Genomic DNA, 16,029 nt, shown 5'->3' on the forward strand with positions numbered 1-16,029 from the left:
TTACAGGATCAGGATGGCTCTGAAATCGTTGACATTGGTCCCGGTCGGGCCTGTCTCGAAGAGGTCGCTGATCGCCTTGAAGCCGCTATAGCTGTCATTGCTGTCGAGTACGCGGCGCGGGTCGAGACCGGCGGCGCGCAGGCGCTTGACGGTCTCGCCATCGGCAAAGGCGCCTGCATTATTCTCCGAGCCGTCGATGCCGTCGGTATCGGCAGCGAGCAGGTGGACGTCGTGGCCGTCGAGCGCGAGCGCGGCGGCAAGCGCGAATTCGCCGTTGCGGCCGCCCTTGCCGCCTTTGGCGCGCATCGTCACCGTCGTCTCGCCACCGGAGAGGATGACGACCGGCTTCGTGAAGGGGCGATCGCGGCCGCTGACTTCCCTGGCGATCGCCGCATGCACAAGCGCCACGTCGCGGGATTCGCCTTCGATCGCATCCGACAGGATCGCCGCTTCGATGCCGCTTGCGCGGGCAAGCGCGGCGGCCGCTTCGAGCGACACGCCGGCCGAGGCGATGATGTGATGGCTATTGCGGGCAAAGGCCGGATCATCGGGCAGGGGAGCATCGGCCCTCTCCGAATTCAGGTGGTCGAGCGCCGCCTGCGGCAGCTTCAGTCCGTATTGGGCGACGATCTCCAGCGCCTCATGCCGGGTCGAGAGATCGGGGACGGTCGGTCCCGACGCGACATGGGCCGGATTGTCGCCCGGGATATCGGAAACGATGAGGCTGACGACACGGGCCTTCGTCGCTGCTGCCAGACGGCCGCCCTTGATCGTCGAGAGATGCTTGCGCACGACATTCATCGCCGAGATCGGCGCGCCCGATGCCAGCAGCATCTCGTTCAGCGCGATCTCGTCGTCGAGCGTCAGCCCCTCGGGCGGTGAGGGCAAAAGCGCGGAACCGCCGCCGCAGACGAGCGCGATGACGAGGTCGTCCGCCGTCAAATCCCTGACCGTTTCGAGCAGCCGCTTCGATGCGGCAAGACCGGCGGCATCCGGCACCGGATGGGAGGCCTCGATGATTTCGACATGCTCTGTCTCGCAGCCATAGCCGTAGCGGGTGACGACGACGCCTTCGAGCGGGCCGTCCCAGAGGCTTTCCAGTGCCCGCGCCATCTGCGCCGCGCCCTTGCCGGCGCCGATCACTACCGTTCTGCCCTTCGGCTTTTCCGGCAAATGCGCCCTGATCCCCGTCAGCGGGTCGGCGGCCTTGACGGCGGCGTGGAAAAGCGAAGCAAGGAATTCACGCGGCGAGGAGATGGAATGGGTCATGGAATGATCTGCGCTTGATGTCGTTACTATGCGTAATCGTGCTGCGGCTGCCGCTGCAAGACGCCTTTGAGAATATCGGCCGCTTTCTCGGCAATCATGATGGTCGCGGCATTGGTATTCGACGAGATCAGCCGCGGCATGACGGAACTGTCGCAGACCCGGAGCCGATCGATGCCGCGCACCTTGAGATCCGGATCGACGACGGCATCCTCGCCACCGCCCATGCGGCATGTGCCAACGGGGTGATAGGCCGAGCGGCCGTATTGCCGGGCGAACTGTCGGTATTCCTCCTGCGTGCGGATATTGCCGTCAGGCAGGTGCAGCCGTCTGACGAAGGGCCGGAAGGCCTGCTGGGAGAGGATCTCCTGGCAGATCTTGATGCCGTCGACGGCGCGTTCCAGATCGTAGGGTTCGGCGAAGGCGTTCGGATCGATCGCCGGGGGAACGGATGGATCCTTCGAGCGCAGAGTTACCGTCCCGCGCGAGCGCGGCCGCACGTGATAGGAATTCAGTGTGCAGCCGTTGCCGCCGGGCACGCCGCCGATGCCTTCCTCGACGCCTGCCCCCGGCAGGAAGTGGAACTGCAGATCCGGGGTCTTCTCCGCCTTGTCGCCCCACCAGAAGCCGCCGCCCTCGACGATGTTCGAGGCCACCGGCCCCTTGCCGAACAGGGCGTACTCGATCCCGGCCGCGACCTGCCAGTGACGCTTCTTGTAGCGGTCGATGCCGTGCGAGCCGCTGAGTTCGGCAAGGACGTCGACATCCATGTGGTCCTGCAGGTGCTTGCCGACCTGCGGCAGATCCCTGACGACGTCGATATCGAGCGCCCGCAGCTCGTCGGCGGGGCCGAGGCCCGAGAGCATCAGCATTTTCGGCGAACCGATGGCGCCCGATGTCAGGATGACTTCGCGCTCGGCCCTCAACAACACCGGCCGGCCGTTCTCGATGATCTCGATGCCGACGGCGCAGCCGTTCTCGATGACGATCCTGTTGACGGCGGTATCGGTGCGCACAGTCAGGTTCTTGCGATGCGCGGCGGGCTTCAGATAACCGACGGCGGTGCTGCTGCGGCGTCCATTCTTCGTGGTCGTCTGATAGAAACCGGCGCCTGCCTGCGATCCGGCGTTGAAGTCGGGATTGAAGGGAAGACCGGCTTCCTGTGCGGCACGCACGAAAACCCGCGTCAGCGGATGCGGGTTCTGCGAGCTGACGCCGAGCGGTCCTTCGGTGCCGTGATGAGCGCCGCCGAATGTGTCATTGCCTTCGGACTTGCGGAAATAGGGGCGCACATCCTCGTAGCCCCAGCCGGTGCATCCTTCGAGGTCGCGCCATCCGTCGTAATCCTCGGGGCAGCCGCGGGTGAAGACCTGTGCGTTGATCGAGCTGCCGCCGCCGAGCACGCGGGCTTGCGGATAAACCATCTTGCGCCCGGCGATCTCGCGCCCGGCCACGGTCTCATAGCCCCAGATCAGCGGGCCGGCCGTCATTTTGAAGAAGCCTACGGGGAGATGGATATACATATTGCTGTCGCGCGGACCGGCTTCCAGCAGGGTCACGGAAACATCAGGGTCCTCGCTCAGGCGCGCAGCAAGCACGCATCCCGCCGAGCCGCCCCCGACGATGATGTAATCGGGCATTCTCTCCTCCGTAAAATGCATGTGATGCCGGGCGCTCCTCGTTGCCGCGGCATCAATTCGCGATCACAATCTCAAGTCTCTTGCCCCTCGTCAAGAGAAAGGGTACGGTTATCGTCTTGAAGGGTTGTCGTACAAATGCTATGACGACGTCGCTTCAGATGGAGGTGCCGGGGAAAGAAGGACGGCATCGCCATCTTCGTCATTCAACGGGAGGTTTTCGAATGATCGATAAGATAAATTCGCATTTCGGCAGCATGAACCGCAGATCGTTTCTGGCAACCGTCGCGGCGGGCGCAACCGTCGCAGCGCTGCCCAAACAGCTCTTCGCCGCAGACAAGCCGACGCTTGTCACGTCGATCCGCTCGCTCTCCAATCCTTATCATGCCGTCTGGAAAACCGGTGCCGAGGCCTTCGCCTCCGCCATCGGCCTCGACCACGTCACGCTGGTTTCCGAAGGCAACAGCGAAAAGGGCATTGCCGACATCAAGGCCATGCTTGCCAAGACCGGCGGCAACATGGTGCTGAATTCCGACCCGAACGACACGCCGGATGCGCGCCCGATCGTCGAGGCCTGCGCCAAGGCCGGCGCCTATGTCGTGACCCAGTGGAACAAGCCGGCGGACCTGCATCCGAAGGACTTCAACCCGAACTACGTCTCGCATATCGAGTTTGACGGCATTTCCAGCGGCAAGCAGATCGCCGAAATCCTCTTCAAGTCGATCGGCGGCTCCGGCGGCATCATCGCGCTCGGCGGCCAGATTTCCAATACGGCGGCGATCGAACGCAAGAAGGGCCTGGAAGACGCGCTGGCCGCCAACACCAACATCAAGCTCCTGGATTTCCAGGTGGCGAACTGGAAGTCTTCGGAAGCCTATGATCTGACGAGCAACCTGCTGACCCGCTTCGGCGACGACGTGAAGGGCATCTGGGCCGCCAATGATGACATGGGCACCGGTGCGCTCGAGGCGCTGCGCGCCGAAAACCTCGCCGGCAAGGTCCCGGTCGTCGGTGTCGACGGCATCAAGGCCGCGGTCGATGCGGTGCGCAAGGGCGAGTTCGCCTGCACAGTGACGTCCGATCCGTTCTGGCAGGGCGGCATGGGTCTGGCGATCGGTCTCGCCGCGCTCCAGAAGAAGTTCGACCCGGCCAAGGAGCCGGCCGACCATCGCGAATTCTACGGCAAGGCCGTGCTGATCGCGAAGGAGAACGTTGAGGAATATTACAAGACCAACATCGACTCCCATCCGACGCTCGACTGGAACGATCTCTGGGGCCGCGTCACGGGTGCGATCCGCACCTAACCCGAGTTCGTGTCTCCTCCCGCAGCCAGCGGCTCCTCCGCGGCTGCCTCCTCGCTGGCGGGCGCTTTCGGCGCCTGCCAGCAACTCCGGATGACGCAGCGAGGTGCAGTCTGTTGACCATCAATGCCGAAAACATCAAGACTATGACCAAAAGCGAACAGGCAGGTGACATGCCGACTGTTGGAAGCCGCCTGTTCGGCGGGCTCGATCGCAAGCGCTTGCGTGCCTATGCCCCGGCATTGGTGCTGATCGCACTCTGCATTCTAATCACCATCGCCAATCCCAATTTCATCGAGCCGCGCAATCTCGTGCGCATCGCCAATTCCGCCGCGGTGCCGCTGACGCTTGCCATGGGCCTCACCTTCATCATCCTGCTCGGTAGCATCGACCTTTCGGTCGAGGGATCGCTGTCGGTGGCCGCGATGGTCACCGTGCTGCTCGCCACCAATGATGCGAATGCCAATGCCTATGGCTGGCTTGCCGTGATCGCCGCCATCGCCGCTAGCACGCTGATGGGCTTCACGACCGGCATCATCCAGACGTTTCTGAGGATCCCCTCCTTCATGGCGACGCTCGGCGTTTGGTTCATCGGGCTCGGGATCTCCGTCTATATGCTCGGCGGTTCGGCCGTGCGCCTGATGGATCCGTCGATCCGCGATCTGGCGCTGGCGCGCTTTCTCGGATTGCCGGTGGCAGTCTGGGTGGCGCTTGCCGCCTTCCTGATTGCCTGCACCGTTCAGTATTATACCCGCCTTGGACGCCACATCATGGCGATCGGCGGCGGTGAGGATGTGGCCGAGCTTTCGGGCATCAATCTGCGCCGTGTCCGCATCATGGCCTTCGGGCTCGCCGGCTTCTTCTTCGGCGTTGCCGGCGTGCTTGCCGCTGCCCAGCTTGGCCGTTCGGATGCGGTCATCGCCGACGGGCGCCTGTTTGCGGCCGTGACCGCCGTCGTCGTCGGCGGAACGGCGCTGACCGGCGGTGAAGGCGGGGTCATCAACACGCTGGTCGGCGTGCTGATCGTCACCGTGCTCAGCAACGGCATGATCCTGCTCGGCGTCTCACCCTATGTGCAGCAGACTGTCCAGGGCCTGATGATCATCGCCGCCGTTGCGCTGTCGCTCGACCGCCTGCGCCTCCAGATCGTGAAGTGACCGCCATGTTGTCAGCCAACGAAATCAGCAAATCCTTCGCCGGCGTTCACGCTTTAAAGAACGTCTCGCTCGAAATCCGCCCGAACGAGGTCGTTGGCCTCATCGGCGAAAACGGTGCCGGCAAATCGACGTTGATGCGGATCCTTGCCGGAACGCACCAGCCCGACGGCGGCACGCTCATGCTCGACGGGCAGCCGTTGAAGCTGCGCAATGCGCGTGATGGCGCGGCCAACGGCATCGGCATGGTGTTTCAGGAACAGTCCCTGCTCCTCAACCTCTCGGTCGCCGAAAACATCTATCTCGGCCAGGAAGACCAGTTCGTCCGCTTCGGCATCATGGACTGGAAGGCGATGCGCGCCGCCGCCCGCCGCCAGCTCGAAAAGATCGGCGTCGACATCGATGTCACGGCGCGGACCTCGGAACTGACCTTCGCCGCCCGGCAGATGGTCGAGCTCGCCAAGGCGCTGACGCTGGAAGAGACCGTTTCCCGACCGCTCGTCATCCTGCTCGACGAGCCGACTTCGGTGCTGAGCGGCAGCGATATCGACGTGCTCTTCAAGCGCGTGCGCTCGCTGAAGTCGCGGGCAAGCTTCGTCTTCGTCTCGCATCGGCTGGACGAGGTGCTGCGCATCTCCGACCGCGTCTACACGATGAAGGACGGCCAGGTGGTGGCCGAGCATCGGGCCGCCGATGTTACCGGTCCTGAACTCCACGAGATCATGGTCGGCCGCGGGCTGCAGGCAACCTATTACAAGGAAGACAAGCAGCTGCCGCCGAAGAGCGAGATCGTCGTCGATGCCAGCAGGCTGTCGATCGACGGCGCTTTCCATGATGTCGACCTGCAGATCCGCGCCGGCGAGATCGTCGGCATTGCCGGTGTCGTCGGCTCCGGTCGCGAAGAGGTGACGCGGGCGATCGGCGGCTTCCTGACGCATACGGCCGGTACGTTGAAGATCAATGGTGAGCCGGTGCATTTCCGTTCGCCCGAACAGGCGGTGCGCAAGAGCATCGGCTACATCCCGCGCGAACGGCGCGTCGAGGGGCTGGTGATGTTCCTGTCGATCGCCGAAAATATCAGCCTTGCCGATCTCTCCTCCGTCATGCGCGGCGGCGCGATCGATTACCGGCGTGAACGCAAGCTCGCCGCCGACTGGATCAAGCGGCTGCGCATCAAGGCGCCGGGACCGGATATTGCCTGCCGTAAGCTCTCGGGCGGCAACCAGCAGAAGGTGGTGCTGGCGCGCTGGATGACGGCAGGATCACGGATCCTGATCCTCGATCATCCGACCCGCGGCCTCGATGTCGGCGCCAAGGAAGAGGTCTACGAGCTCGTCCGGCAGCTTTCCTCGGAAGGCGTCGCCATCCTTTTGATATCGGACACGCTGGAAGAAACGATCGGCCTGTCGCATCGCGTGCTGGTGATGCGCGATGGTGCGGTCACGGCCCATTTCGATGCGGCTCCGGGCGCCAAGCCGGATCAGGTCGATCTCGTTGCGGCAATGGTGTGAGGAGGCAATCATGTTCAAGGACATCAAATCCCTTCTCACTGCAGGCTGGATGCAGGGCGCCATTCCGCCGGCGTTGCTGGTCGTGCTGGTGCTGGTCATCGAGATCGCCGCACCCGGCTTCCTCACCGGCGACACGCTGATCCTGCTCCTGTCGAACACCGCGGTGCTCTTCATCCTGGCGGCCGGCGTCACCTTCGTCATCCTGATCGGCGGTATCGATCTGTCGATCCAGTCCGTGGCATCACTGTCCAGCGTCATCCTGGCTCAACTCTTGCCGCAGATCGGCATGCTGGCCTTTCCCGTCGCGATCTTCTCGGGCCTCATCTTCGGCGTGCTCAGCGGCTACGTCCATGTTCGGCTGAAGGTGCCATCCTTCGTTGCTACCTTGGCGACTGGTGGCGTCGTTGCCGGTATCGCGCTCTGGGCCGCGGCCGGACGGGCGATCACCATCGAAGAGGGTGGCCGTGAAAACACGGCCTGGATCAACGGCAATTTTGCCGGTCTTCCGACCGTCATCTGGATTGCCGCCGTCATCGGCATCCTGGCGTTTGTCGGCCTGCGCTACACCCGCTTCGGCCGCCACAGCCTGGCGATCGGTGCGGGTGAACCGGCGGCGATTGCGGCGGGTATCAATGTCGAGCGCACCAAGATCGTCGCTTTTGCGATCTCGGGCATGCTGGCGGCGATTGCCGGCTGCATCCTTGCCGCCCGTCTTTCCAGCGGCTCGCCGAATCTCGCCAACCAGCTGCTCCTGCCGGCGATCGCTGCCGTCATCGTTGGCGGTACCGCCATCACCGGCGGCCTCGGCGGTGTGGCGCGAACGGCGGTCGGCGCGCTGATCATCTCGATCGTGCGCATCGGCATGACCTTCATCGGCATCAATATCTTTGCCGAAAACGTCGTCTTCGGTTCGGTGTTGATCCTCGCTGTCGCCATCACCATCGACCGCAGCAAGATTGCGATCATCAAATGAGGATGGCTCCCAACAAAAAAAGCCGCGCCCAGGGGCGCGGCTCTCCGAAAGCGGACCGAACGTTACATCGTGTCGAGGCCGATCAGCTCGATCTTGTAACCATCCGGGTCTTCGATGAAGGCGATATGGGTCGTGCCGTGCATCATCGGGCCCGGCGGGCGCGGGATCTTGGCACCCTGCTTTTCGAGCGCGGTGCAGACGGCGTAGATGTCGTTGACGCCGAGCGCCAGGTGGCCGAAGCCGGTGCCGAGTTCGTAGGGCTCTTCGCGGCCCCAGTTGTAGGTCAGTTCGATGACGGTGTCGGTCTCCTCCGGACCGTAGCCGACGAAGGCGTTGGTGAACTTTCCGCCCGGATAATCATCCTTGCGCAGAAGCGTCATCCCGAGCAGTTCCGTGTAGAACTTGATCGACCTGTCGAGGTCGAACACACGGATCATGGTGTGCATATTTCGAAATTGGCCGGACGCTGCGGTCATAATACGGATCCTCCTGCAAGTTATCGATTTTACACTGGTTTTTAGCGAATGGCGAGCAGCGGAAAGTAACCCTGCACTTGATGTTCGAAACCAGTGTTGTATGATAACCATGTAAGTGACCCAATTGTCCAGATGTTTTCCCGCTGAACCGGAGCAACCGCATGAATGCCCATTCGCCCCTGCAGGAAAGAGCGCTCGCCGCCCTCGCTGCCGCCATGCCGGCAGACCTGCTCCTGACGGATGGCGAGGCGCTCGAGCGCTATAGCCGTGACTGGTCCGGCGAGCACTATGGCCGTCCGCTGGCGGTCGCGCGACCCCGCTCGGCCGAAGAGCTCAGCCAGCTGATGGCCTTCTGTCACCAAGAGAAAATCCACGTCGTTCCCCAAGGCGGATTGACCGGCCTCGTCGGCGCGGCGGTTGCCAGCTACCCGGGTGGCGAAGTGGTCGTCTCGCTGGAGCGGATGAACAAGGTACGCTCGGTCAATCCGATCGACTATGCCATGGTCGTCGAGGCCGGCTGCATTCTCGAAGATGCCAAGCGACATGCGGAAGCCAAGGACTGTATCCTGCCGATAACTTTTGGCGCACAGGGGACCTGCCGCATCGGCGGCAATGTCTCGACCAATGCCGGCGGCTTCAACGTGCTGCGCTACGGCATGACGCGCGATCTGGTGCTCGGCCTCGAGGTCGTGCTTGCCGATGGCCGGATCTGGAATGGCTTGAGGACGTTGCGCAAGGACAATCGCGGTTATGACCTGAAGCAGCTCTTCATCGGCAGCGAAGGCACCCTCGGCATCGTCACCGCCGTGGCGCTCAAGGTCTTTCCGAAGCCGGAACAGGTGGAGACGGCGCTGGTCGGCCTCTCCTCCGTCGATGACGCGATGCAGCTCTATGCCCGGGCGCGCCGCCAGTGCAGCGACCTCCTGACGGCCTTCGAACTGATCCTGCGCGGCGGCCTGGAGATCGCCATCAACTCCCGGGACGACCTGCCCGATCCGTTGAGCGAGCCCTATCCTGTCTATGTGCTGATCGAAGCGTCGGCCGCCGGGCGTGTCGATCTCCGCGCGCTGCTCGAAGGTTTCCTCGCCGATGCATCCGATCTCGTCCTCGACGGCGTCATCGCAAGCAGCAAGGCACAGGGCGACCGCCTCTGGCTGCTGCGCGAAATGATGGTGGAGGCGCAAGGGCGCGGCGGGCGATATCTCAGGACGGATGTGTCCGTTTCCATTTCGAGCCTCGCGGCCTTCGTGACCGACACGCTCGAAGCGCTTTCTGACAAATATCCGGAAGCCATTGCCGTGACCTACGGCCATGTTGGCGACGGCAATATTCATCTGAACATCGTGCCGCCCGTCGGCATGCCTGCCGATCAGTACGATGCTCTCTTTCATGCGACGGAAGAGGTGATCTTCGACGTGACGGACAAGCATGGCGGCTCGATCAGCGCCGAGCACGGCATCGGCCGGGTCAAGCAGAGCGCCTTCCTGAAACGCGCCGACCCCTTGACGCTGGAACTTTCGCGCCGGATCAAGGATGCATTCGACCCGAAGCATCTATTGAGCGAGGGGCGTATATTGGCAAGTGCAGCAGGCAGTGCAGAGGGGTAGGGAATGACGTTGAAACTCGACAAGGTCAATCGGGGGCCGCATCTGTCGACGCTGGTCGCGAGCTCGATCTCGCGCGAGATCGCCCAAGGGCGTCTACGGCCAGGCGATCAGCTGCCGACCGAACAGCAGCTTGCCCAGACATTCGGCGTCAGCCGCAACGTGGTGCGTGAGGCGATTGCGCGCTTGCGCTCCGAGGGACGCATCTGGTCGCAACAGGGCCGCGGCGCTTTCGTTGCCGACCAGCCGAACGCCACCGTGCTGACCATCGATTACGAGGCGCTGCAGCAGGCCAACGCCTTCCAGTCGCTTTTCGAGTTGCGCGGCATCCTCGAAGTCGAGGCCGCAGCGCTTGCCGCCAAGCGGCGGACAGCCGACGATCTCAGCGCCATGAAGGAGGCGCTGGTGACGATGCGCGATGCGCCTTATGGCAGCGTCATGTGGCTGAAGACCGATCTCGAATTCCACAAGACTGTCGCTGCGGCGACCGGCAATGTCTACATGGTGCAGTTCCTGATGTTCGTTTCCGAGCGGGTGCGCGAATCCATTCTCGCATCGGGCAACCAGCAGCGCTCGGAAGACCTTGCGGCCGTCACGCTCGGCGAACACCAGCGTATCCTCGATGCGATCGAGGCCGGCGATGGCGACGAAGCCCGCGATGCGATGCGCGACCATCTCCATGGCGCCGCAAGCCGCGTCGGTCTTGCCGGAGAACAATCCGAGTAATCTGTTGAGGATCAGACATGACTGGAAGACTTGAGGGAAAGACGGCCGTCGTCACGGCGGCCGGGCAGGGGATGGGGCGTGCCACGGTGCTGGCCTTCTTGCGGGAGGGCGCCCGCGTCTGGGCGACCGATATCGACGCTGCCAAGCTTGAAACACTGAACGAACATGCCGGCGTGACGACCCGCAAGCTCGATGTGCTGAACCCCGCGGAGATCACCGCCTTTGCCGGCGAGATCGGTGCCCCCGATATCCTCTTCAACTGCGCCGGCTTCGTCCATCACGGCTCGATCCTCGATTGCGACGAGGATGCCTTCGATTTTTCCGTCAACCTGAACATCCGCGCCATGTACCGGATGATCCGGGCCTTCCTGCCGGGCATGATCGAGCGTGGCGGCGGCTCGATCGTCAACATGGCCTCGGTCGCGTCGACCGTCATTGCCGCGCCGAACCGCTTCATCTACGGCACCACCAAGGCTGCCGTCATCGGCCTGACGAAATCGGTGGCGCTCGATTATGTCGGCAAGGGCATTCGCGCCAACGCCATCTGCCCGGGCACGGTCGAAAGCCCGTCGCTGCAGGATCGTATGCGTGCGCTCGGCGACTACGACCAGGCGCGGGCCGGCTTCATCGCCCGCCAGCCGATGGGACGGCTTGGAACGGCGGAAGAAGTCGCCGATCTCGTCGTCTACTTAGCCAGCAATGAATCGGCCTTCATGACCGGCAATGCCCTCGTCATCGATGGCGGCTGGGCGAACGCCTGAAGATAAACCCCTCAAACGGACAATCGATATGAAGCTTCTGAGATACGGCCAGCGCGGCTCCGAAAAGCCGGGCATCCTCGACAAGAACGGCAAGGTGAGAGACCTGAGCGGCCAGATCGATGACGTCGCCGGCGCCAATCTGACGGCTGCGGGCCTCGCCAAGATCGCCGCTATCGACATCGAAAGCCTGCCCGTCGTCGCCGAGCCAGGCCGCCTTGGTCCCTGCGTTTCTCGCACCGGCAAATTTATCTGCGTCGGCCTGAACTATGCCGACCATGCTGCAGAGACGGGAGCGGCCATTCCCGAAGAGCCGATCCTGTTCATGAAGGCGACGAGCGCCATCACCGGCCCCAACGACAATGTCATCATTCCCCGCAAGTCGAAGAAGACCGACTGGGAAGTCGAGCTCGGCATCGTCATCGGCGATGAGGCACGCTACGTCTCGGAAGCCGACGCGATGAAGCATGTCGCCGGCTATTGCCTGATCAACGACGTCTCGGAGCGCGAATTCCAGGCGGAGCGCGGCGGCCAGTGGACCAAGGGCAAGTCGGCCGACAGCTTCGGCCCGATCGGCCCCTGGATGGTGACGCGCGACGAAGTCGCCGATCCGCAGGACCTGAAGATGTGGCTCTCCGTCGATGGCGTGATGCGCCAGAACGGCTCGACGAAGACGATGATCTTCGGCGTTTCCTTCCTCGTCCACTATATCTCGCAGTTCATGAGCCTGCAGCCGGGCGACATCATTTCGACCGGCACGCCCCCGGGCGTCGGCCTCGGCATGAAGCCGCCGGTCTTCCTGACGGCCGGACAGACGATCAAGCTCGGCATTGAAGGTCTCGGAGAGCAGACGCAGCTGACTATTGATGCTGCCTGACGATAACGGGGAGCCGCATTTGCGGCTCCCTACTTACCGAAGCTGCATGGTGTTGAGCAGCCGAAGGGCGGCGCAGGCTGCGCCATAGCCATTGTCGATATTGGTGACGAGAAGGCCGGGCGCACAGCTGGCGAGCATCGCATTCAGCGCCGTACGGCCCTCTTCGGCGGCACCATAGCCGACAGAGGTCGGGACGCAGATGAGGGCGCCGCCATAGAGGCCGCCAAGGACGCTTGCGAGCGCCGCATCCATTCCAGCAACGGCGATGACGATTGGAAAGCGCCTGATGTCCTCGACCCTGTCCATCAGCCGCCAGAGACCGGCGACCCCGACATCGATGATGAAACTGCACTCGACGCCGGCATGGCGAAGGGTGCGTTCGGCCTCGCGCGCTGCGGAGGCATCCGATGTTCCGGCCGAGACGATTGCGACCTTTCCGGTGAGCGATAGTGGCGGCAGCTCTCCGAAATAGGCGGTCTTCGAAATATCGCACCAGTCGGTCTGTGCCTTCAGATGCGCCGGTAGTGCATCGTGTTTTGCCGCATCGAGACGGGTCAGAAGCAGGCTCGCATCACGCTCCCTTGCGCTCTCGAGAATGCCCGCGATCTGTTGCGGCGATTTCCCTGCGCAGAAGACGGCTTCGCTGAGGCCGATGCGGTCGGCCCGGGCGAAATCGAAGACGGTATCCGTGCTGCTCATGGCCGTGCACCGATGAAGGCGCTGCCGTTGCGGTAGGGCTCGAAGGTCAGAGGCTTGCCCTGGTAGGCCTCAGGCAGCATCTTGCTGATAACGGCGCCCATGTCCTCTGTGCGCTGAAGGCTGCCGGGATCCAGTTCGACGACGACGCCGCTACGGCGGATGCGGCAGCGGACAGTCTTCGGGCTAATCGCCTGTGTGAGGAAAGTCTCGATGCGATGCACCGCCGCCAGCGTTGCGGCGTCGATGACGATCGATGTCTCGATGCGGCTGGAAAGGCAGGGCGAGGCGGGCAGTTCCGACAAGTCTCCGAGACCAGCCTCGCGGGCGAGGCGACGTACATCGGCCTTGCCTATCCCGGCCTCCACGAAGGGATGCCTGACGCCGAAGTTGCGGGCCGCATCAAGGCCTGGCCGGTATTCGCCGAGATCGTCCAGATTGGTGCCCGACAGCACCTGCCGGGTCGTCCTGGCAGTGATGGCGCCGTAGAGATTGCCCTTGCAGAAGAAGCAGCGATTGACGGGGTTGGCGATGTAATCGGGGTCAGAGAATTCGCCGGCATCGATCAGCTGCAGGTCCCAGCCTTCTTTGTCCGCGAGCGTCCGTACCCGCTCCGTCGCCTCGGGCGGCACGGCAGGCGAAACGGCGTGCATGATGCCGGCGCGCCCGGCGCCCAGGCGCTGGACGGCGATCGTCGCCAGCGTCAGCGAGTCGATGCCGCCGCTGACGGCGATCGAGACGTCGCCCAGCGCGTCGAGTACCGTTTCGAGCGCGTCTCTCACAGCAGATCTCCTCTCTTCTGCTTCAGCAATCCTTCCAGCAATCGGCGCAACCCGTTGCGGGCGGCTGCACCCGACGTCGAGGCCAGCGTATCGGCTTCGAGCTTGGCGCTTCGCCCGGACGGGCGCTCGACGAGCTTGAAGGCATAGAGCTGGCCGCCATGCTCAACGGTTTCTTTTTCGCGGCGCAGCGTCATGCGCGCCGCCGTCGAGAGGCGCAGGCCGATCGTCGTCGTTTCGTCGAGGATGGCATTGGCGACCTCTTGCTTTGCGGCCGGGTCGGCAAGCACGCGCAGATGCGTCATCATCCGGCCCTTCTTGCCGAACACTGGCGCCTGGATGACATCGCGCACGCCGTCCTGGCTGCGCAACCTGTCGATCGCCTGGGCGATGTCCTCGCCGGTCTGGTCGTCGATCTCGCATTCGAGGACGGCGATTGTCTCCTCGGTAACGGCTGGGCTTTCCCGCCGTTCTAAGGCGAGCAGCCGCAGGCAGTTGCTGACGCCGGCCAGCCGCTTGCTGCCGAAACCGTGGCTGGATGCCTTCAAGACCCTGCGCCCGGGAGCCGCCGGCTTCTCGCAGAGGTAGGCGAGGATTGCCGCACCGGTCGGCGTTACGCGCTCGCCGGCAATGCCGTCGTCAATGACATCGAAGCCCTGGAGCAGGTGAACGGTCGCCGGTGCCGGGACAGGGAGAAGCCCATGCGCGGTCCTCACCCGGCCGCTGCCGAGCGGAATGGGGCCGACGGTCCAGCCGGTCGCGCCGATCTGGCCGATCAGCCATCCGGCGGCAACGATATCGGCGATCGAATCCCAGGCGCCGACTTCGTGGAATGTCACGTCGTCAGGTGCTTTCCCATGCACCCGCCCCTCGGCCTCGGCGAGCTTTCCGAAGATGCCGGTGGCATGGCGTATGGTTTCGGCATCGAGGGACGATTGTGCCAGAGCATCGCGGATCGTCCGCCAGGCCACGTGGTCATGTGTGTGGTCATCTGCGCCGTGATCGTGGGCCTCATGGTCATGGTGATGGCCATGATGGTGGTGGTGATGATCCCCGTGGCCGTGATCATGCGCGTGGTCAGGCCCGTGATCTCGATGGCGGACGGTGAAGCGGCGGCCTGTGAGGATGCCATCGTTGTGGCCAATAAGCGCGCAGTCGACGCGCTCGATCAGCGGGCAAAGCTTTAGTGCCGCCTGCAGGCCTTCCTGCAGGTCTGGCCGGAAATCGAGCAGGGCGGCGACGAACATGTCGCCTGCAATGCCGCCCACCGGATCGAGATGAATTTCGAGCACGTTTCCGTCCCTATTTTCCGGTCCTGTGGGCGGTGAGCGACACGCCGTTCGCCGCCGCGATGACATCAGAGAGCGCCGGTACGAAGGATTGGCCCTGGCCGGCGGCAACGGCGGTTGCAAAGCTGTTGCGCACGGCTGCACCGACCGGGTTGACCGCCTGCAGTGCCTGGGCGAGCGAGGCGAGGTAGGACATGTCCTTCAGCGCATTGGCCATCGCGAAACGCTGGGCGTTCTCGTTGCGGTTCAAAACGAATTCGAAGAAGGCCTGGTAGAAGCCGCAATCCATGCGGCTGCCGCGCAGCACGCTGTCGAAAACCTCTGGTGTCAGCCCCGCCTTAGCGGCGATCATCAGCGCTTCGGAATAAATCGCCGAATAGCCCATCGAGACGAAGTTGTTCAGAAGCTTCATCGTGTGACCCGTTCCGGCGGGACCGGTCTCGATGATGCGGGCGGCGAAGGCTTCGATGATCGGCCGGGCGCGGGCAATGCCATCGGCGGAGCCGCCCGCCATCACATCCAGCTTGCCCTCGGCCGCTTCCTTCGGCGTGCGGGCGAGCGGCGCATCGACGAGCGTGATGCCCTGCTCCGAAAGCTCGGAGGCAAGCCTGATCGTCACGGCCGGGTTGGATGTCGAGCAGTCGATCAGCAGCATCCGCTTGCCGGAGGCAAGCAGGCCATCGGCACCCGACAGCAGCTGCTGGACCTCTTCCGATCCGGTGACGCAGAGGATCACGACGTCGGAAGCCAACGCCAGTTCTTTCGGCGTCGCCGCTTCGCTCGCACCTTGCGCCTTCAGCGCCTCCACAGCCTCGCGCTTGCGATGCGCCATCACGGTCAGCGGCCAGCCCTTGCTCAGAAGGTTGGCCGCCATGCCGGAGCCCATGGCGCCGAGACCGATGAACCCGATTTTCTCTTTCATGCTTTCCTCCCGGTTGGTTTCGGTATCCCGGTATGCGGGCTTTTGCTTTTTCTAGTGGTA

Annotated in this window: 14 protein-coding genes and 1 pseudogene; 8 read left to right on the forward strand and 7 right to left on the reverse strand. The window is 63.6% G+C overall.

Translation table 11 applies throughout. The features are described 5' to 3' along the window. Both ACODR6_RS04755 and ACODR6_RS04760 read right to left on the reverse strand, forming a co-directional pair. Window positions 1-1,269, reverse strand: coding sequence for a glycerate kinase type-2 family protein (locus ACODR6_RS04755; RefSeq protein WP_489021149.1), 1,269 nt, complete (start codon window positions 1,267-1,269; stop codon window positions 1-3). A gap of 26 nt (window positions 1,270-1,295) precedes the next feature. Continuing rightward, window positions 1,296-2,906: a GMC family oxidoreductase gene (locus tag ACODR6_RS04760; RefSeq protein ID WP_489021151.1), complete on the reverse strand. Its 1,611-nt coding sequence runs from the start codon at window positions 2,904-2,906 to the stop codon at window positions 1,296-1,298. A 221-nt stretch (window positions 2,907-3,127) separates the two neighbouring features. Between ACODR6_RS04760 and ACODR6_RS04765 the strand changes: the two genes are divergently transcribed. From ACODR6_RS04765 to ACODR6_RS04780, 4 genes are all read left to right on the forward strand, one after another. Next, window positions 3,128-4,207 carry a sugar ABC transporter substrate-binding protein gene (locus ACODR6_RS04765; protein WP_489021153.1) on the forward strand — a complete coding sequence of 360 codons (1,080 nt, stop codon included), beginning with the start codon at window positions 3,128-3,130 and terminating at the stop codon, window positions 4,205-4,207. A 113-nt stretch (window positions 4,208-4,320) separates the two neighbouring features. Continuing rightward, complete coding sequence (locus ACODR6_RS04770) at window positions 4,321-5,361, forward strand: ABC transporter permease (protein WP_354541106.1); 1,041 nt, start codon at window positions 4,321-4,323, stop codon at window positions 5,359-5,361. 5 nt (window positions 5,362-5,366) lie between these two features. Beyond that, a complete protein-coding gene (locus ACODR6_RS04775) occupies window positions 5,367-6,869 on the forward strand; it encodes a sugar ABC transporter ATP-binding protein (RefSeq protein ID WP_489021155.1) in 1,503 nt (500 codons plus the stop codon). A gap of 10 nt (window positions 6,870-6,879) precedes the next feature. Beyond that, window positions 6,880-7,842, forward strand: coding sequence for an ABC transporter permease (locus ACODR6_RS04780; protein WP_203430310.1), 963 nt, complete (start codon window positions 6,880-6,882; stop codon window positions 7,840-7,842). A gap of 62 nt (window positions 7,843-7,904) precedes the next feature. On the opposite strand, the gene gloA is transcribed toward ACODR6_RS04780, so the two are convergent. Further along, the gene (gene gloA / locus ACODR6_RS04785) at window positions 7,905-8,318 is read right to left on the reverse strand and encodes a lactoylglutathione lyase (RefSeq protein ID WP_489021158.1); all 414 of its coding nucleotides are present in this window, start codon (window positions 8,316-8,318) and stop codon (window positions 7,905-7,907) included. A 161-nt stretch (window positions 8,319-8,479) separates the two neighbouring features. Between gloA and ACODR6_RS04790 the strand changes: the two genes are divergently transcribed. From ACODR6_RS04790 to ACODR6_RS04805, 4 genes are read left to right on the forward strand one after another with little or no spacing between them, the layout of a single operon-like run. Beyond that, entirely contained in the window at window positions 8,480-9,925 is a 1,446-nt protein-coding gene (locus tag ACODR6_RS04790; RefSeq protein WP_449097416.1) for an FAD-binding oxidoreductase, read from the forward strand. A 3-nt stretch (window positions 9,926-9,928) separates the two neighbouring features. Beyond that, window positions 9,929-10,648 carry a FadR/GntR family transcriptional regulator gene (locus tag ACODR6_RS04795; RefSeq protein WP_112714795.1) on the forward strand — a complete coding sequence of 240 codons (720 nt, stop codon included), beginning with the start codon at window positions 9,929-9,931 and terminating at the stop codon, window positions 10,646-10,648. 17 nt (window positions 10,649-10,665) lie between these two features. Then, a complete protein-coding gene (locus ACODR6_RS04800; RefSeq protein ID WP_130280529.1) occupies window positions 10,666-11,409 on the forward strand; it encodes an SDR family oxidoreductase in 744 nt (247 codons plus the stop codon). A 28-nt stretch (window positions 11,410-11,437) separates the two neighbouring features. Further along, the gene (locus ACODR6_RS04805) at window positions 11,438-12,283 is read left to right on the forward strand and encodes a fumarylacetoacetate hydrolase family protein (protein WP_489021161.1); all 846 of its coding nucleotides are present in this window, start codon (window positions 11,438-11,440) and stop codon (window positions 12,281-12,283) included. 33 nt (window positions 12,284-12,316) lie between these two features. Here ACODR6_RS04805 and larB read toward each other — a convergent pair whose 3' ends face one another. The 4 genes and pseudogenes from larB to ACODR6_RS04825 form a co-directional block, all read right to left on the reverse strand. Then, window positions 12,317-12,982, reverse strand: coding sequence for a nickel pincer cofactor biosynthesis protein LarB (gene larB / locus ACODR6_RS04810; RefSeq protein WP_489021163.1), 666 nt, complete (start codon window positions 12,980-12,982; stop codon window positions 12,317-12,319). Further along, the gene (larE, locus tag ACODR6_RS04815) at window positions 12,979-13,761 is read right to left on the reverse strand and encodes an ATP-dependent sacrificial sulfur transferase LarE (RefSeq protein WP_489021165.1); all 783 of its coding nucleotides are present in this window, start codon (window positions 13,759-13,761) and stop codon (window positions 12,979-12,981) included. The genes larB and larE overlap by 4 nt, the downstream gene beginning before the upstream one ends. Beyond that, entirely contained in the window at window positions 13,758-15,050 is a 1,293-nt protein-coding gene (larC, locus tag ACODR6_RS04820; protein ID WP_489021167.1) for a nickel pincer cofactor biosynthesis protein LarC, read from the reverse strand. Before larC ends, larE begins: the two co-directional genes overlap by 4 nt. Before the next feature lie 10 nt (window positions 15,051-15,060). After that, window positions 15,061-15,984 (reverse strand): annotated as a pseudogene (locus ACODR6_RS04825) (NAD(P)-dependent oxidoreductase); the annotation flags it as partial. Window positions 15,985-16,029 lie beyond the last annotated feature (45 nt).

This window comes from Rhizobium sp. FG96, from assembly GCF_057808655.1.

What these genes read in the sequence shown, in the direction of transcription:
- ACODR6_RS04755 (WP_489021149.1), bottom strand. Translation starts at nt 1,269, where the DNA reads ATGACCCATTCCATCTCCTCGCCGCGTGAATTCCTTGCTTCGCTTTTC.
- ACODR6_RS04760 (WP_489021151.1), bottom strand. Translation starts at nt 2,906, where the DNA reads ATGCCCGATTACATCATCGTCGGGGGCGGCTCGGCGGGATGCGTGCTT.
- ACODR6_RS04765 (WP_489021153.1), top strand. Translation starts at nt 3,128, where the DNA reads ATGATCGATAAGATAAATTCGCATTTCGGCAGCATGAACCGCAGATCG.
- ACODR6_RS04775 (WP_489021155.1), top strand. Translation starts at nt 5,367, where the DNA reads ATGTTGTCAGCCAACGAAATCAGCAAATCCTTCGCCGGCGTTCACGCT.
- ACODR6_RS04780 (WP_203430310.1), top strand. Translation starts at nt 6,880, where the DNA reads ATGTTCAAGGACATCAAATCCCTTCTCACTGCAGGCTGGATGCAGGGC.
- gloA (WP_489021158.1), bottom strand. Translation starts at nt 8,318, where the DNA reads ATGACCGCAGCGTCCGGCCAATTTCGAAATATGCACACCATGATCCGT.
- ACODR6_RS04790 (WP_449097416.1), top strand. Translation starts at nt 8,480, where the DNA reads ATGAATGCCCATTCGCCCCTGCAGGAAAGAGCGCTCGCCGCCCTCGCT.
- ACODR6_RS04795 (WP_112714795.1), top strand. Translation starts at nt 9,929, where the DNA reads ATGACGTTGAAACTCGACAAGGTCAATCGGGGGCCGCATCTGTCGACG.
- ACODR6_RS04800 (WP_130280529.1), top strand. Translation starts at nt 10,666, where the DNA reads ATGACTGGAAGACTTGAGGGAAAGACGGCCGTCGTCACGGCGGCCGGG.
- ACODR6_RS04805 (WP_489021161.1), top strand. Translation starts at nt 11,438, where the DNA reads ATGAAGCTTCTGAGATACGGCCAGCGCGGCTCCGAAAAGCCGGGCATC.
- larB (WP_489021163.1), bottom strand. Translation starts at nt 12,982, where the DNA reads ATGAGCAGCACGGATACCGTCTTCGATTTCGCCCGGGCCGACCGCATC.